Origin of the sequence: Bacteroides sp. AF39-11AC (assembly GCF_003474285.1) — a bacterium.
In the GTDB taxonomy this organism is placed as follows: Bacteria; Bacteroidota; Bacteroidia; order Bacteroidales; family Bacteroidaceae; genus Bacteroides.
Window position 1 is genome coordinate 79,915 of sequence record NZ_QROH01000006.1, and the last position, 16,445, is coordinate 96,359.

The window sequence follows — 16,445 nt, forward strand, 5'->3', positions numbered from 1 at the left end:
GTCGGCAAAGATACGAAAAATGCAGTCTATTAGTAGAAAAAAGCTATCTTTGTAGCGTACATATGACGGAGATCGTATATATACTTCTTATTGAAACTATGTAATTTCAAGTAAATGAAAATAAAACTTTAGGGTTTGATACTGTTCTGGGGACTATTTGCTTTTAGCGTAACAGCCTCTGACAGCATTTCATTGAGGCAAAAGGCACAGCATGCAACAGAAGAGGGGAATTATGAGGAAGCCTGTCAAACTTATCAAAAGTTGAGCAATCAGTATGATTCTGTCTACCAACATGTTTATAGCAAAGAAATTGAAGACTTACGTGCTACTTACCAGATAGACGAGCTTGAGTTGAAGAATAAAGAACAGGCCAACCGTCTGCTCTCTTACTTCATCGGGATAGCTTTGCTTCTAAGCTCTATCGTTTTAATCTGTTTCTTTTTCTTCAGACGGCAGAATAAACAACTCACCATTTCCCGAAAGAAACTGGAGGAGGCCAGAATCATGGCCGAGGAGTCAGTGAAGAATAAAAGCCTTTTCTTTTCCAATATGAGTCATGAGGTCAGATTGCCATTGAATGCACTTGCCGGATCTTCGAGCATTCGTCTTTATCCATCCCCTGGTAGAAAGGAGTGATGTATGAGGCGGAGACTTTATATTCTACTGATATTATTAGGTTCTGTACTACGTGTTTCAGCCGGACTGACTCCTGAGGAACAAACCTTGCGCGACAGTATCTTTAAGATATATCATAATATGCCGGCAGATACGGTACGCGTAGAGTACCTGAGAGATATGTATCAACAGAACATCAGGGCAGACTGGTCCATTGAACTTGTTGATTCGGCTCTGAAAGCAGCAAGAGCTTTGGGTAACGGGCGTCTTGAATTGATGTTATCCCATGAGGTGTTCCGTTATTCGCAATATCGTGGAGATTTGCCGGAAATGGAACGGCGGTTGGCAGTTCTGAAAGAATGCTGTTATCGCCAGAAATCCTATGAATATTACTTTTCCGCCTGGGAGGCAGCGCTTGATTTACAATGTTCCAGAGGCAATATTGAATATGCCATTTTGCAGGCTAAACAGATGAAGGGGGATGCTGAAGAGTTAGGATATGAAAAAGGAATATGTACTCCTTATTATAATATTGGTATTTACTGTCCGTACTCTGTATTTCCGTTCTTTGCTGAGGAAAGACGAAGCCGAGACCCGTGCAGTAAGTGAACTTGCCCGGAAAGCCAATCACATGAAGGATATATTTTTGAAGAATATAGTCGATGATATAAAGATACCTCTTGATAGTGTTGTTCATCTCTCCAAACTATTGTCGGTAGAAAGAGATACGCTTTCTACCGAGCAGAGAACTGAGTATTCATCCAGTATTACAGTGAATGCAGAAAAGCTGATAACACTGGTAAACAATGTGCTTGATTTATCACGTCTGGAATCGGGAATGATGCGCTTTGATGTACAGTCGTATGATGTCGTGCAACTCTGTCGGGATGCGGTTTATATGGCGGGTATGCAGGAGGGGAATCTCGCTACCGTAACTTTTGAACACGATGTGGAGTCGTTGATGCTCCGCATTGACAGCAGTAAGTTTCATAAACTGATCGTGGTGGGTGGTGAGCAAGAAATTAAATTGGTGGTTATCGGAAGTCCGTTGTCTGCATCATCACCGGATAGATTACGCCAGATACAGCATGATATCAACCGTCTGTTCATTGAGATCTTCCACGGTAGTTATACGATTGAAAGTGAGAAAGCCTGTATCACAGTCTGTTTCCCATTGTCATAGTAAATAGGATTGTATCTCATAGATGTCAGAAAAGTGTGGGAAAATTATTATCTTTGTACCCTGGCTTATAATATAATAATAGAAAACGAATATATGAGTATAGAAGATGCAATAATGGGAGGTATCGTCTTTAAAGGAAAAAAAGACAAGCCCAAGGAAGATGGAAAGGTAAAGACTAAGGCCAAAAAGAAATCGTATATTACCGGAAAACATGGTTCCGGTGCTGCCAAGATGAAGGCGGACATACGAAAGAAAAGAGCGAATCGTCATAAATAAGATGATAAGATGGTAAAATGAAAAATGGTAAGATGAGGAAATACAATCCTATCATCTTACCATTTTTCATTTTACCATCTTATCATTTTTTCATCCTTTTGCCGGAAGTACTTCTATCCAGTAATCATCCGGGTCATGGATGAAGTACAATCCCATAGCTGTATTTTCAAAGCATACCCAGCCCATTTCTTTGTGATATTGGTGAATAGCTTCATAATCACCGGCAACGCGGAAGCATAGATGGCTTTCGTTCTCTCCAAGTTCATAAGCTTGCGGATGATCTTTCAGGCAGGTCAGTTCCAGTAAGAAACCAGTACTGTTGTCTGTCAGGTAAACCAGCGTGAAAGAGCCGTTCGAGGCTTCTTTACGGTGATGTTCTTTCAATCCCAATGCTTTTTCATAGAAAGCAATACTACGTTCCAGATCGGTGACGTTGATATTAAAATGATCGAATTTAGCTTTTATTTCCACGTAATTAAGTAATTAGTTATTAGTGATTATTTTACGAATGCCTTTAGAATTTCGCCTACATACATGCGTGGCTGACCTTCCATAGGAGCCTGTGAAGGCATCTTCTTACATTCCAGAACAACTGAAGGTTCTGTTTGGTTTGCCGGATAGAAACGAACGGTATAAGTTTCTGCAGCTTCCATCTGCTCGTAAGGTTGATCAGGTGAAAGGAAACTGAAGATAACAGGCTTACCTGAAGATTTGCCCAATGAACCACCTGCATTAGCTGTCATCATGGTCATATTGAAAGCATCTGTACCAATTACAAGTACTAATTTGCCTGCACCCATTTGGATGGCATTCGTCGGTAGTTGATCCGGAGCTACTTCTTTATAGCCAGGCACTGTACCAGAAGCAACAGGAGTGGCCGGAGTAAGCGGGGTAGCAGGTACAACGGTTACTTTGGTTGTTTCAGCCGGAGTTTTTACTTCTACTTCAGCTTTAGGAGCAATCACTATCGGACCTGAGCTTACAGCGCTCTTTGCCTCTTTCTTGGTTTCCGGTTGCTCTGTTTCGGCAGTTTTCTTGGCAGTACTTGCGCTAAGGGCTTCTGCTGCTCCAAGAGCGAGGTCATCTACAAAGTTGACTGTTTTTCTGCGCCATTTGGCAAGTCCGCGCACCAATTTGGTTTGAGCCTTATTCAGTGCATATTTGTCTACGATCCATTCTTCTGCCGTATACTTCTCTTTTCCTTCACGGTAATTGAAACGAATCTTTTCAACTTCCATTGTGCACTTCTCGGGTGCACAAACCACGGACAGTTGGTAGAGTATTTTTGTACGGTCCAGTGAGAGTGCACTTGAACTGAATACAATCCATTCTTCTCCCGTACCTACTATTTGTCCTTCTTCCGGGTTCGTATAGACTACGCGGCTGTTATTCTCATTCTTTTTCAGCCGTGCTTCCATCCATTTCTGCATGCGGTTGAAGATCTCTTGCTGAGACATACCGGGAATACTGAATTCTTTGGTAAATACAACTTTGCCATCTACTTCGGGTACTGCGCCCGCTAGATACTTGCTGTCATCATCATCGTCGTCTTTGTCTTTTTGAGCATGTACTGCAACAGGCAGACAAATGCATAAGAGTACAAAAAGGAGGTGTGTCAAATTTTTCATAATGCGTATGTTTTATTGATTAATATCAAAACTTTCACCCCGGTGGGTTATGGACAAGAAACGGCAACCTTTGCTTTCGGCAAACTCCCGGAAAGCATTTCCGCCTTTGTATTCCTCGCTGAAGTGCATAGGTACAAAGATAGCAGTTTTTATCCGTTCCACGAATTGTTCCGCACCTCTCATATAATCTTTTCCGATGCGGTTGTCCACTGGAAACATAGCTACATCTACCGACGGGGCGGTTTGCTGAAGGCATTTCACTTCGGCAAGGAAGTCACCTTCCGCTTTCCGGATTTCTTGCGGAGTGGATTCTTCGCTCCAATGCCAGTTGTTCAAGTCTCCGGCATGGAAGAGCCGGACACCTTGCAGGTCAATGAGAAAAGAGATACCTACGTCCGTGGAACCGAATGCTTCGATACGGATATTCGGATCTTCGTACACATCTCCTTTATTAATATAGGTGGCATCCTCGCGCGTGGCACGACGATGTTTCAGGATGTCCTTGGAGAAGATATAGTGAATATCCGGGCGCTCGGCTTTCCATAAAAGAACTTCGCGATTAAAGTGGTCGGGGTGAAAATGGGAAGAGAGTACATATAGTTCTCCGGGTCTTCCCAACAGATAGTCATGAACGATCCCTTTATTATATTCCGTTTCAGAGGAATCTTTGTAGTAATCGATAATGACCGTCACTCCGTCCGCTTCAATCGCGAAGCCGCTATGGTAAATGTAATCAAGTTTCATGCACGGGTTAATTTATAGCGCAATATTACGAAAAACGCTACACAAACCTTTGGTTTTTGCTGTTATTTTTATCTAAAAGACTTACATCGGCACTTCCATCAGCAGAATGTGCGAGTCTTTCAGGGTTTCCAGCTCAAAGCTGTGGGTATCGTATACGCCCATGCCGTCACGGCGTGAAAGTACGGTATCATCCACCTTCACCTCACCTTCAATCACGAAGATATACACACCTGCGTGGGATTGGTGCATGTGATAGCCGATCTTTTTTCCCGCCTCTATCTCTCCGATGGAGAACCATGTCTGTTGCAACATCTTGGCAGGGGCATCGCCATCCGGCGAAACGATCAGTGCCAGTTCATTCTTCCGCAAGAACGGGCGGATGTCGTAATCTTGATAGGCGGGCGGTGTATTCAGCTTCTCCGGCATTACCCAGATTTGCAGGAATTCTACCGGTTCGGTATCGCTGCCGTTCATTTCACTGTGATAAATACCGGTACCGGCACTCATGGTTTGTATGTCTCCTATGGTGATGGTGCGGCTGTTCTTATTGCTATCGCCATGTTTCAGCTTTCCTTTCAGGGGAATGGAGATAATTTCCATGTTTTTATGCGGGTGGGTACCGAAGCCTTTACCAGCTTCCACACGGTCGTCGTTCAATACGCGCAATGCACCGAAATTCATACGGCGGGGATTGTAATATGTATCGAAACTGAATGTATGGTGGCTGTCGAGCCAATCATATAGAGCACGTCCACGGCTTTCCGCTTTGTCTATTACTTTTTTCATAATTTATTCCTTTCTTTAAATATTTGATATACCGAAGTAACAAACTGACTATGAAAATGTTTATAGTCGAATGTTAGCATTTATTTATTGACTGTCTTTATTGTTAATTCTGAATTTTCACTTCATTCTCTGATACCTTTCCATTTTTGATGTCGTTGATGTTTTGCAGAGTAGTAGTGGCAATGTTCTCCAGTGCTTCGCGGGTGAAGAAGGCTTGGTGCGAAGTTACAATCACGTTGTTGAAAGAGAGCAGGCGTGCCAGTACATCATCATCAATGATGCGGTCGGACTGATCTTCATAGAAATATTCGCTTTCTTCTTCGTATACATCCAGTCCGGCGGAACCGATTTTCTTGTTCTTCAGTCCTTCTATCAGTGCATTGGTATGTATCAGTTGTCCGCGTCCGGTATTGATAATCATTACGCCGTCTTTCATCTTACTGATGGAGTAGTCGTTAATGAGGTATTTGGTTTGTTCCGTAAGCGGACAGTGCAGGGAAATGATATCCGAACTATGATAGAGTTCATCGAGTGTGGTATATACCACCTGGTGTTCGCGGGCAAAGTTATAGTCAGGATATAGGTCATATGCCAGTATGTTCATGCCGAAACCTCGCAAAATCATAATCAGTTTCTTGGCAATCTTTCCGGTACCGATAATGCCGGCTGTCTTTCCATACATGTCAAAACCGAGCAATCCGTGGAGAGAGAAATTACCGTCACGGGTACGCCAGGTAGCACGGGGAATTTTCCGGTTCAGCGATAGCATAAGGGCAACGGTGTATTCTGCTACGGCATACGGAGAGTAGGCAGGTACGCGTACTACTGTTATGCCACATTCTGCAGCAGCTTTCAGGTCTACATTATTATATCCGGCACAACGCAGTGCCAGTAGTTTAACACCATTATCAGCCATCATGCGGAGTACTTCCGCATCTGCGGTGTCATTCACAAATATGCAGACAGCGTCTACATCCTGTGTCAGTATCACATTGTGTTTGTTCAGATGACCTTTATAATAACGAAGTTCAAAATCGTACTCTTTATTCTTCTCATTGAACGAAGCCTCGTCGTAGGGCTTGGTGCCGAAAAAAGCAACTGTATATGCCATAACTTCTGAAGTTTTTAGAATTTATTGTATATAATATAACACGCGTATAGATAATAAGGTTCAGAAACATAGGTGCTGTTTTATAGGCATTAGCGGGTGGAAGGATGGGGATATGGCTCTTTTCGTTGATAGGTAGTACATTGTCCTGTTTTGTATAAGGCAATATTGAGTGTTGACGGCTGTCAATAGATATGTCAATATCAGTCAATAAGATTACTGACAGACGTCAACATACTTGTTGATGATAGTAAACAGTAGACAATTCCTATGGCAAAACAAGTATATCCTATATGCAGATGCTATCTGTGCACTATATATGATAGGATAATGAACGTTGCTGAATAAGTCTCTTCTTAATACCCCTTCCACCCGCTAATGTCTATGAATGAAAGGATACGGAGGTGTGGAAGGGGGAGGAGAGGCGGAAATGAATTGTGCTGATTTATTTATATCAGTTTCATTAGAAACAGTTTCTGTTTTCAATTAATTATGGGCTCAATCTGATATTTTTGCACAAAAGACTTTTTGGTGTGCAATATTATTGTAACTTTGCGCCCGCTAACAATTAAAAAAGATTTAGATGAGAAAATTTTCGTTGATTAGCCTTATGTTGCTAATCGTTTCAACTTCAACTTTTGCAGGAGGTCTCCTTACGAATACAAATCAGCATGCCGCTTTTCTTCGTATGCTATCCCGTGGTGCTACCACTGAAATAGACGCTGCTTTGTCTAATCCGGCAGGTTTGGCCTTTTTGCCCAATGACGGTTTTCACATGTCTTTGAGTATTCAAAGTGCTTTCCAAACAAGGAATATCGATGCTTCGTGCGAAGGTCTGGGGCTGAATAAGTATTATGAGGGTAAGGCATCTGCGCCTGTCATTCCCAGTTTGTTTGCCGCTTATAAGATGGGTGACTGGACGCTCTCCGGCTTTTTCGGTATTACCGGTGGCGGAGGAAAGGCTTCGTTTGACGACGGTCTTCCCATGTTCGATGCTATGGTGATAGGCGGATTGGGAGCCAAAAAAATTCCAAGCAATGCCTATTCGTTGAAAAGCTACATGGATGGCAAGCAGTACATCTACTCTGTACAGTTGGGTTTGACTTATAAGATAACGGAATGGCTTTCTGCTTTTGCGGGTGGTCGGATGAACTACTTTACCGGTGGTTACCAGGGTGCATTGAAAGCCAGTGCTGCCGTAGATTTGCCTTCTCCTGCCGGAGGAACGATACCTGTTGGTACGGAGCTTATCGGCATAGACTTGGATTGTGATCAGACCGGATGGGGATTTACTCCGGTTATCGGCTTGGATGCCAAGTGGGGTAAGCTGAATATTGGTGCAAAGTATGAGTTCATGACTAACCTGAATATTGAAAATTCCACTAAAGCGAACTCGCTTCGTATGATTGGTGCTGCTGAAAGTGAATTGGCTGATTACAAGCATGGTGTGAATACTCCAAATGATATCCCTTCCATGCTTTCTATAGCTGCTTCTTATGAGTTTCTTCCGGTATTGCGCGCATCTGTAGAATACCACTTTTTTGATGATAAAAGTGCAGGAATGGCCGGTGGTAAGCAGAAGTATCTGACAAAGGGAACAAACGAATATCTGGCCGGTATTGAGTGGGATGTGACCAAACATTTGACTTTGAGTTGTGGAGGTCAGATTACAGACTATGGATTGTCTGACAATTACCAGAGTGACACCAGTTTCTCTTGTGATTCTTATACTCTGGGTTTTGGTGCCAAGTTGAATTTAACTGAAAGAGCTGCCCTGAACGTTGGCTACATGTGGACTACCTACGATGATTATACTAAAAAATCTCAGAACTATAATAATACCGGATTGAGCGGTACAAATATCTATAGTCGTACAAACAAGGTGTTTGGTGCTAGTATCAACTACAGATTCTGATTTCATAATTACTTTATATATAGCAGAAGCCGTCTCGAAACATTGTTTTGAGGCGGCTTCCTTGATTTATATATCTGATTTAGAAAGAATATTGTACCAACAAATTCATCCGGTTGGCATGGTGCGTTGAATTATTGAAATCTGTACGCCAGCCGCGAAGGTATTCAGCACCTACCTGCATATTCGGAGTAACATTCCAGAATACATTGGTTACGAGATATTGTCCGTAACGGTAACTACTGGGTTGATCGTTGGGATAACCGTTCTCCGAATACAATCTGGACATACTGTAAGTAGTGGATACAAACACTTTCGGGCAGATGTTATACTGTGCCCCGGCAAACCAGCCCAGCATAGGCAATGCTTGCATCTTTCCTTCTTTTTCGGGATTGGGAACGATGTCCACATTCAGATTGCTTATGTCATTCAGATATTGTCCGATACCTTTTCCATAAGTAGCCTGTCCGAAGATTTCCCATTTCTTACTGAGATTAAATGAGGTAGATGCCTGTATACCCCATCCGGTAACGTCGGATGCATGATCGCTGAGCGTGCTGGTGTATGTCATACTGCGAACGAGGCCACCTACACGAAGATGGCTGTTAGCTCCCCAACCATATTGGGCGTAAGCGGTGAAGTCCGGCATACGTTGTTGGGCTACGCTGAGTTGATCGTTTGTAGTGCCATCCACACTGGGTACCTCTATGGATGCATGGAATCGCCAGTTCTTTAAGCCTTTGTAAGTGTAAGCCAGTTGAGTGGCACGATAGAAAGTAGCACCGTTAGGGCCTTGGAAGTCGATAGTGGACGGCAATGCGGCCAAATCCATAAAACCACCGTAGGTATAACCTACTGTCACATTGCGGAACGACATGTACGCATTTCGCAACTGGAATACCTTGTCCCCACCACGGAAGTTACCAGCAGTGTACACAACGAAATCACCCAGCAGCTTAGTATGTCCTACCAGTTTCAGGAAGATGGTGGAAGTACTTGCATCCATCTGGAACTGGTTCTTTACTTTGCTGGCATTCGGGATGTAGGCAGGGATGAAGTCCATGTTGTCTACGATGCCGCCAAAGTCATATTCGGCAGTGGCACGTACATATCCTCCGATACCGAGGGCGAATTTTCCTTTTTTATCCATCAACAGGAAGCGGGGTGCCTGTGGGTCGTGAATGTATCTGAACTGTGATTCGTTCATGATACGGACGATCTCGTCGCCTGCTTTGTCGATGGTAACCATGACGATGCCGTTAGATGCTTCGTCGTCAATAATCACTTTTTCTTGTGCTTTGGCCATAGACGGAACGAGGCCGATGGCGCACAGCAGAAACATTACTTTAAAGATTGTCTTCATTATTAAGTTAGGTTTTGGTGAATGCCCATTGAACAACCTAAATGAAAAAAGGTTGAGTAGGAGAATGACAGATATGCTATTTTTTGATTGATTTGTAGTGGAGGTTCTCCGTTTCTTTACCGAAATAGGCTTTTTGCAATTCATGGGCATCATACATCTCGGCTGTATTGTAAAGTTCTGGTATATTATAAGACTTGAACGTATTCAGATAAGCTTCCGGATTTTCTTGTGGAAGAAGAAACGCTTTACTTACGCTTCCATCTTGGGATACATGGGCAAAGTAAGGACGCCCATATACCCGGTCGTCTCGTTTGGAGGCGAAAGCTATCCATTGGGAATTACTACTCCAGGAATGATAGGAATCAGAGTACCGTCCGTTTGTTTCTTCCATTTTATCAATATTTCCGGTAGAAAGCTCCAGCATCCAAAGGTTAGTTTCCGGATGCCAGATGGGGAAAGTACCATAATCGGATACGGAGAACAGCAGGTATTTGCCGTCCGGTGAGCATTTGGGAAAACTAATGGATTTCCCTTCGGGTGAAGCTCTGAAGACTTCGTGAATACTATCACCCAATTGTCCGGTTTGAGGATTAAAGGAGATGGAGTAGAGATCATAGCGCATATGACGGGTACTGTCCGGCTGAGGGATATAGGGTACCCGGCAGAAATAGATGGTATGGTTGTCAGCAGAGAAACAAGGGAAGGTTTCCTGATATTCCGTTCCGCTGATACCGGGGTTATCGGTAACCGTTCCCTGTTCAAAATCTATCAGGATAAGATCACTGCATTTATCGAAAACTTCCAGGCGTTCGGTACGATAGCTGTGCAGAATGGGGATAATTTCGGCTGTGGTGAATATGCCGAAACGCCCGTCTTGGGAAATCTCTCCATAGACAGCACCAGCTGTATGATTTGTTTTGGTATTGATTTTCCGTAATTGCCCGTCACGACTATAAATTGTACCTCCCTTACTGCCACGCACATGCATAAATGTAGTGGGATTGGCTGCACGGTTGGATGTATGGCAATTGATACAGCTACGATCTGTGATATTGTTATCGGCCAGAAGACGGGTGTCGAAATTCTCAAGGTTACGTTCGCAAATTTGCAGCATGTTCCATATCTCATAAGCCGGTTCTATCAGGCGGTAGCTGAGGTATCGGTCTATGCTGTCGGGCGAGATGTACCAGTAGAAATCTTTGTAATGTATTTTTTGCTGCGAGATATAGGCATAGACAGACACTGACAGTGTATCCCCTTTTTCATCCGCAAGCATCTTTTTCCATTTCTTCATGGGGAACTGGAGCCTGTAGGACTGGCTGTCGAATTGATGCTCTTTCTTTCCCCGGATAATAACGGAGAGGTTTGCCGCACCTTCCAGCTGGAAGTTCAGCGGAGCGATGTTGCAAGGTATGGTGATGTCTGTATAGTCAGGAAACAGGAGCGGCTGTTCAGGACAGTCGGTGTAATCCTGAAGTGAACGTTTTCCACAGGAGAAAAGCGTCAGGGTTGCAATGAACAGGATGATAGATCTTTTCATGGTTTCAGTTGTGCATAATAGTAATAGAACCAATATGTTTTTCCGAATAACTTTTCCAAAGCCCGCCCGTCTCCTTTGGCATCTTCGTATATGGAGAGGTATTGCAGACAGTCTTTGTAAACTTTAGCAGAGATGCGATAATGCTTCAGTTGTTCCTGCGGGTTTTCTTTCTCATTCATACATGCTATCAATGCTTCCTGATAGAGACGGGATGGAAGCGAACCGAATGCCGGATAATAGTAACGGTCATAATCCTTCTTGAAAAGCTGCAGATCTTTATTCAACAGGTGGAAGCATAAAAGGTAGTCGGCAGCCATCTTGTTTTGAGGATTGCTTTCGATTAAATTAGCCAGTGCAGTACGCCATTGATTGGCGGAGAACAACGTATCTTGTTGCGGAAGCATCCGGCGTTTATGGGTCCAGTAAGGGATGGAATCACATTGACCGGATTTAATAAGTTCCAATCGCTCCTTTGCCCAGCTCCGGTGCAAGGAAGTATGGGACAACATGCGTAGATACTTTTGGGCAACTGAATAATCTTCGTTGATAATGGCAATTTCCGCCAGTTTCCGTACCATGCGCGAAGAACGCTGATGCGGGGTAAATGTCATAGCAAGCATGGCAGAGTGCTGGGCTTGTGCCATGTCACCGCATTCCATAAGGGCATCGGGACTTGCCATGGCGTATATATAGCCTGTTGATTCGTTGGTTTGTAGTAAAAGCCCATGGAAAGCTGGCTGATAATGTTGCATTAGTTCATCGCAGAGCTTGTTTTGGCGGGCATAGGCAAGATTGGTGTAGTAGGCACTGAGATAGGTCGGGTAGGAGTTAGTCTTGTTGAGCCGGATTACTTTATCCCAGTGTCCGAAGTAGGCTTCGGATGAAAAGGCGAGTGTCTTTTCTTCGGAGGCGTTGTATGCTTTGGTTATGGTAATTGTACCCAGGGTAAGGACTGTAAATAGTGCAATCCATTGCTTACACTGCCGGAAAATAAAAACCGGCAGGAGGGAGAGTAGCAGAAAACCTTCTGTCAGGAGGAAGACAAAAGGCTGACGCAGCATGTATCCGCTTATCAATGGATAGAAGTATGATTGGCGGGGAGTTAAAAAATAGAAATAACTACCTCCGATAGGTATGAGGAGGGAGATGAGTAGAAGGAAGAAGGACAACTTGTAATTGTTGAAGTGCTTGCACTCATAAACTATGGCTAAAATGACATATGCAAAGAAGTGTGCTCCTCCGGCGCAATAGAGGATGGTAAGCATAACTACGTGGAGTATTCCCCTCGTCCGTGTTGATGTGCTCAATGTTGACAGTAAGAATGCCCAGACGCTGCACATCAGTCCAAGTGACATGGAAAGAAGATATTCCAAATGGCAGGATAATGCCCATTCGGCAACTATGGGCAGTAATGCCCAGAGGGATGTATGGCTGGTGATACCGGTCTTACGTAATGCTATCCGGAGTCCCAGCCAGGTGAACACAAAAGTGAGGGTTAATATACTGCTTCCTCCACCTGTCCACAGGAAAAACTGAGTAAGATAATCGCCACAGATTTCGGTCAGGAATGCCGGTTTCTGTAAGTATGTTTGTAGAAAGTCCGGTTGGAGTACGCATAGTGTTATCTGTTCTTTATAGTGCAGATGATATGGATAGAAGTAAAAGAAGAATATCCAGCAGGCTATAAAGAATAGGGAGACAAAGATACTGTCTATTTGTTTTCTCATGGTTCGGGTTTCCATTTTTCTATTCCACGTCTTTTTAAATCATTGGCTTGCTGCTCATTGAACATGTGCTCAAGCGTCATGAATAAGTATCCTCCTAACGGATTCAGATTCTGTTTAATGAAACAGAACGTAGAGTCACCAAAATCTTCGTAGATGCTATCCCTTTGTCCTTTCAGGATTGTTGTAATGGTACTGTCTTTTTTGTTTTTATTGATTTTCTGCGATAGTAAGGCTGCTTTTTCACCGGCAGATTCCATCTGTTCTTTCCAGTGTTGCAGTTGGTTATTGAGTGGGGTACCGGTTCCGGAACTATTCATACCCATGTTGGTATGCAGCGTTCCTTTTTCTGCCACAATGAGCAGACGTTGTATAGGTGCATTTGCCCGCCTGCTGATAACAATATCGTAAATAGCGGAATCTGCCGGAATGGAAAAGGAGAAAGTTCCGTTTACAATATAGGCAGAATCTACTGTTTCCGGAGTGGGATGGGGGCGTGGAACCAAATATATGATTTGTCCGTTGTATTCCGAAGATACCACTCCTTCGATATTCATCATTTTCTTCGTTATCGGCTGACAACTGCTGATGCAAAATAGTAAGATAAGATAAAAGAAATGTTTATTCATATCGGTTTGTCTTTTCTGTTATCTTTAGAAAAAGGAGGTTGCTCCATTTATATGTTTTTTCACTCATGAATGAAGATCGCAAAATCATCCGGTGGGTGGAACAACCTCCTGTATCCGTGTTAAGTTAGAGTATTACAAGTTTGCTTTGGCCCATGCTGTAATCAGTTTGTTTTCATTGGAGTTCCAAGCTTCCTTATAAAGGTCGCGTACCACATCGAGCCACTTAATGCTGCGGGTCTCTTTAGAATCACTTGTTCCTACATCAACGGTGCCGCCGTATGCTTTATAATCTTCACGCAGGGTACCGCAAATGCGGGCATAGGTTCCGGTATATGTGTTCAGGTCATTGTTGGTTACCTTAACATCGTAGTTGAGTTGATCGTCCGTGCAACTGTAATTTCCCGGATGGGCAGGATCTTCGGTAGCCCACTTGGAACGGTCTGCTGCATACACGGTGACTCCGTCCTTGAAGAGATAAGGATAATATCCTGAGTTGTCCATGTCTTCATATACAATGCCGCATATCGGGAACTGAGCTCCCGACTGCAATTGTATATGCTTCAATACCGCTGCCATCGCATCCGTATCAGTGTCACCTTTCGCTTTCCATACGGCAGTTGCAATCCAGGTTGCAAGCTTTTCGGCTGTAGGATTGAGCATGTATACCTTGCCTTTTTTCTGAACGCCGGTTTGCACGTCCTTGCCGGTTGAATATTCGTAAAGCTTAACCGGGTATCCTTCATAATTAGGATAGGTTGTCGTTTCCTCTATCAGTGTTCCCGCCATGTATTGACCGGTGCTGATTATCTTGTCGCAGCTGGTGACGAGTGCTTTGTAACCATCCGAATTGTTTATGAAGTCATGTAATTGGGCGTCTTTGTCTTCCTGCATTACGGCATTCCAGAGTGCATTGCGCAGTGTTCCCTGGTTATCATCACCATCGTAGTCCCAGAACATCATACCTTTCATGCCTAATCCTAAAAGCCATGTACCTTTTGCGGCAATGCTTCGTGGATTGTCATAACCACAATAGAATACTCCGTTCTTGGTAACGTACGGAACGCTGCCCTCTTCATCCCAATTATCAATGACATAGCCTTCTCCCGCGCTTAAGTCGACAATGTCTCTGTAATTGATAGAACCACCGGAGTTGAAATGTGCTCTTCCATAGAATGGAATACCCAGAACTAATTTATTGGCAGGTACACCGGCACTCAGATATTCGTTGACAGAACGCTGGCAATCCCAGGTGGCACTTGGTTTGTTCAATGGTGATTGATGACCGGGGGCACCCACTAAGTCGTATGTCATAATGTTGACGAAGTCCACATAGGGGTCTACAGCTTTCACATCGATATACTTCCATCCTGCTCCTTGCGGTTGCTTGTTCTTGCAATACCCGGCGTAGGTCAGTAAAGTGGAACTTGATAGTGTTTCGCGCAGATCTTTCATTAACAGAGTGAAATTCTCTACGTCAACCAACGGGTCGTAGGCGTTACTGCCGAAAGTCATGCCGGGAAATTCCCAGTCGATATCAATACCGTCTATGCCTTCCTGCTGAACGAACTTCTTGCAATCCTGAGCGAATTGTTTGCGCATCTCAGCGCTCTTTGCCAGGGCGGAGAAACCTCCGTCCTGGGAATTACCGGTATTAGAGACACTATTTGTAAAAGAGAGTAATATCTTTAAATTGCTATTTCTTTCTTTTAACTTCTTCACTTGATTGAAACGTTCCTTGTTACCTTGCAAGTCAAACTTCTGATAGACATTGTTCTTAACATAAAGTTCGGCGAAAGCATAATTGATATGCGTCATGTAAGTGGGGTCGGGAAGCATTTTGCCATAGTAGGTCACATAGCCTAATGCGACGCGTCCATTCACTCTATCTGCCATGTTGTTCACTTCCGGAGGTCCAAAACTGGGTATACCGGTTATGTAGTCGTCATCGTGACAGGAACTTAGTCCTAATATAATAGCTATTACAATAAATATAATCTTTTTCATAAGGCATTATTCTTTGGATTCATAATATACATACCAACCATAGTCGTCCCAGTCACCTCCACCTGTGTATTTCTGCGGGTGATACAGAGTGATATACTCATCAGTCAATGTAAGTATCCAGAATACATTGTTTTTCCCTTTACTTTGGCCGAGGTCATCATAACTGCTTCCAATAACGGGGATATTAGTGGTAAGTCTGCCTTGAACCAAATCTTCCGGTTGTTCGCGGTCGAAGAGGAACGTTCCCTCATTCAGTAATTTGCCACTTTTATCATAAGTCTTCAGCTTGGTGTCCTGTATTTCGAATACTATTCTCTGATCTCCTGCCTGTGCAAGATTAACTGATCCCCACCATGCAAAATTAGACTCCGGAGTATATCCTGAACTGGTATACTTCCATCCGCCATGTGCCCCCATGTTGCAGACCGATCCCCATTTTACTTCACGGAATCCCCATGCCTTGGTTGCATTGGCGTCTGCCTTGTCTTTGGCTCCGGTAAAGAGGCCCATCCATTCGTCAAACACATTGGTGACCGTTACGGTAAAGATATCACTGGTTACAATTTTACCATTAGAAATAGCTTCATAATATATCTCATAAGTTCCGTTGGCACCATATATGATCGTATCATTATCGCTGCCGGAAATCTTTGTGCCGACTCCATAGTGCCAGATACCTCCCAATTCAGGACGGTTGTTTTTGAGTACTACATATTGATCTCCTTCTACAGCGTCATCCTGGTTGGGAATAGGCTGGGTGACGGATAATATGTTGTTCAGTTCTTCCTTGCTGATAGGGTCTCCGGCATTAGTAATGTATTTATCGCGTAAGGATTCGTCTTCCATAGGGTCGCAGGCTGTGACTATAGCCATTGCCGCGAATAATAATAGTATAGCTTTTAATGTTTTCATATCATTAAGATTTTAAATGGC

At 43.6% G+C, this 16,445-nt stretch carries 16 protein-coding genes; 5 read left to right on the top strand and 11 right to left on the bottom strand.

All coding sequences use genetic code 11. From position 1 onward, the window contains the following. Window positions 1–135: 135 nt before the first annotated feature. The 4 genes from DW036_RS14085 to DW036_RS14100 all read left to right on the top strand — a co-directional run bounded on the left by DW036_RS14085 (window position 136) and on the right by DW036_RS14100 (window position 2,074). Window positions 136–636 carry a hypothetical protein gene (locus DW036_RS14085; protein ID WP_118464953.1) on the top strand — a complete coding sequence of 167 codons (501 nt, stop codon included), beginning with the start codon at window positions 136–138 and terminating at the stop codon, window positions 634–636. Window positions 637–639: 3 nt separating this feature from the next. Beyond that, window positions 640–1,224 carry a hypothetical protein gene (locus DW036_RS14090; RefSeq protein WP_118464954.1) on the top strand — a complete coding sequence of 195 codons (585 nt, stop codon included), beginning with the start codon at window positions 640–642 and terminating at the stop codon, window positions 1,222–1,224. Continuing rightward, complete coding sequence (locus tag DW036_RS14095; RefSeq protein ID WP_118464955.1) at window positions 1,115–1,798, top strand: sensor histidine kinase KdpD; 684 nt, start codon at window positions 1,115–1,117, stop codon at window positions 1,796–1,798. The genes DW036_RS14090 and DW036_RS14095 overlap by 110 nt, the downstream gene beginning before the upstream one ends. Before the next feature lie 93 nt (window positions 1,799–1,891). Continuing rightward, window positions 1,892–2,074, top strand: a complete 183-nt coding sequence (locus DW036_RS14100) for a hypothetical protein (RefSeq protein ID WP_044155084.1) — start codon at window positions 1,892–1,894, stop codon at window positions 2,072–2,074. A gap of 90 nt (window positions 2,075–2,164) precedes the next feature. On the opposite strand, the gene DW036_RS14105 is transcribed toward DW036_RS14100, so the two are convergent. The 5 genes from DW036_RS14105 to DW036_RS14125 all read right to left on the bottom strand — a co-directional run bounded on the left by DW036_RS14105 (window position 2,165) and on the right by DW036_RS14125 (window position 6,343). Continuing rightward, window positions 2,165–2,545: a VOC family protein gene (locus DW036_RS14105; protein WP_118464956.1), complete on the bottom strand. Its 381-nt coding sequence runs from the start codon at window positions 2,543–2,545 to the stop codon at window positions 2,165–2,167. Between the two features lie 26 nt (window positions 2,546–2,571). Beyond that, window positions 2,572–3,702, bottom strand: a complete 1,131-nt coding sequence (locus DW036_RS14110) for a DUF4468 domain-containing protein (protein ID WP_118464957.1) — start codon at window positions 3,700–3,702, stop codon at window positions 2,572–2,574. 12 nt (window positions 3,703–3,714) lie between these two features. Further along, entirely contained in the window at window positions 3,715–4,446 is a 732-nt protein-coding gene (locus DW036_RS14115; protein WP_118464958.1) for an MBL fold metallo-hydrolase, read from the bottom strand. Between the two features lie 81 nt (window positions 4,447–4,527). Continuing rightward, complete coding sequence (locus DW036_RS14120) at window positions 4,528–5,232, bottom strand: pirin family protein (protein ID WP_022391356.1); 705 nt, start codon at window positions 5,230–5,232, stop codon at window positions 4,528–4,530. Between the two features lie 103 nt (window positions 5,233–5,335). Further along, window positions 5,336–6,343, bottom strand: coding sequence for a 2-hydroxyacid dehydrogenase (locus tag DW036_RS14125; protein WP_118464959.1), 1,008 nt, complete (start codon window positions 6,341–6,343; stop codon window positions 5,336–5,338). A 580-nt stretch (window positions 6,344–6,923) separates the two neighbouring features. On the opposite strand from DW036_RS14125, the gene DW036_RS14130 reads away from it, so the two are divergent. Then, a complete protein-coding gene (locus DW036_RS14130) occupies window positions 6,924–8,255 on the top strand; it encodes an OmpP1/FadL family transporter (protein WP_118464960.1) in 1,332 nt (443 codons plus the stop codon). A gap of 79 nt (window positions 8,256–8,334) precedes the next feature. Here DW036_RS14130 and DW036_RS14135 read toward each other — a convergent pair whose 3' ends face one another. From DW036_RS14135 to DW036_RS14160, 6 genes are all read right to left on the bottom strand, one after another. Then, complete coding sequence (locus DW036_RS14135; protein ID WP_118464961.1) at window positions 8,335–9,615, bottom strand: DcaP family trimeric outer membrane transporter; 1,281 nt, start codon at window positions 9,613–9,615, stop codon at window positions 8,335–8,337. A gap of 76 nt (window positions 9,616–9,691) precedes the next feature. Next, window positions 9,692–11,155, bottom strand: coding sequence for a PD40 domain-containing protein (locus DW036_RS14140; protein ID WP_118464962.1), 1,464 nt, complete (start codon window positions 11,153–11,155; stop codon window positions 9,692–9,694). Then, a complete protein-coding gene (locus tag DW036_RS14145) occupies window positions 11,152–12,882 on the bottom strand; it encodes a DUF6057 family protein (protein ID WP_118464963.1) in 1,731 nt (576 codons plus the stop codon). Before DW036_RS14145 ends, DW036_RS14140 begins: the two co-directional genes overlap by 4 nt. Beyond that, window positions 12,879–13,508 carry a DUF4369 domain-containing protein gene (locus DW036_RS14150; protein WP_118464964.1) on the bottom strand — a complete coding sequence of 210 codons (630 nt, stop codon included), beginning with the start codon at window positions 13,506–13,508 and terminating at the stop codon, window positions 12,879–12,881. The genes DW036_RS14145 and DW036_RS14150 overlap by 4 nt, the downstream gene beginning before the upstream one ends. A gap of 132 nt (window positions 13,509–13,640) precedes the next feature. After that, complete coding sequence (locus DW036_RS14155) at window positions 13,641–15,512, bottom strand: glycosyl hydrolase family 18 protein (protein ID WP_118464965.1); 1,872 nt, start codon at window positions 15,510–15,512, stop codon at window positions 13,641–13,643. 6 nt (window positions 15,513–15,518) lie between these two features. Continuing rightward, complete coding sequence (locus tag DW036_RS14160) at window positions 15,519–16,424, bottom strand: hypothetical protein (protein ID WP_118464966.1); 906 nt, start codon at window positions 16,422–16,424, stop codon at window positions 15,519–15,521. Between the last annotated feature and the right edge of the window lie 21 nt (window positions 16,425–16,445).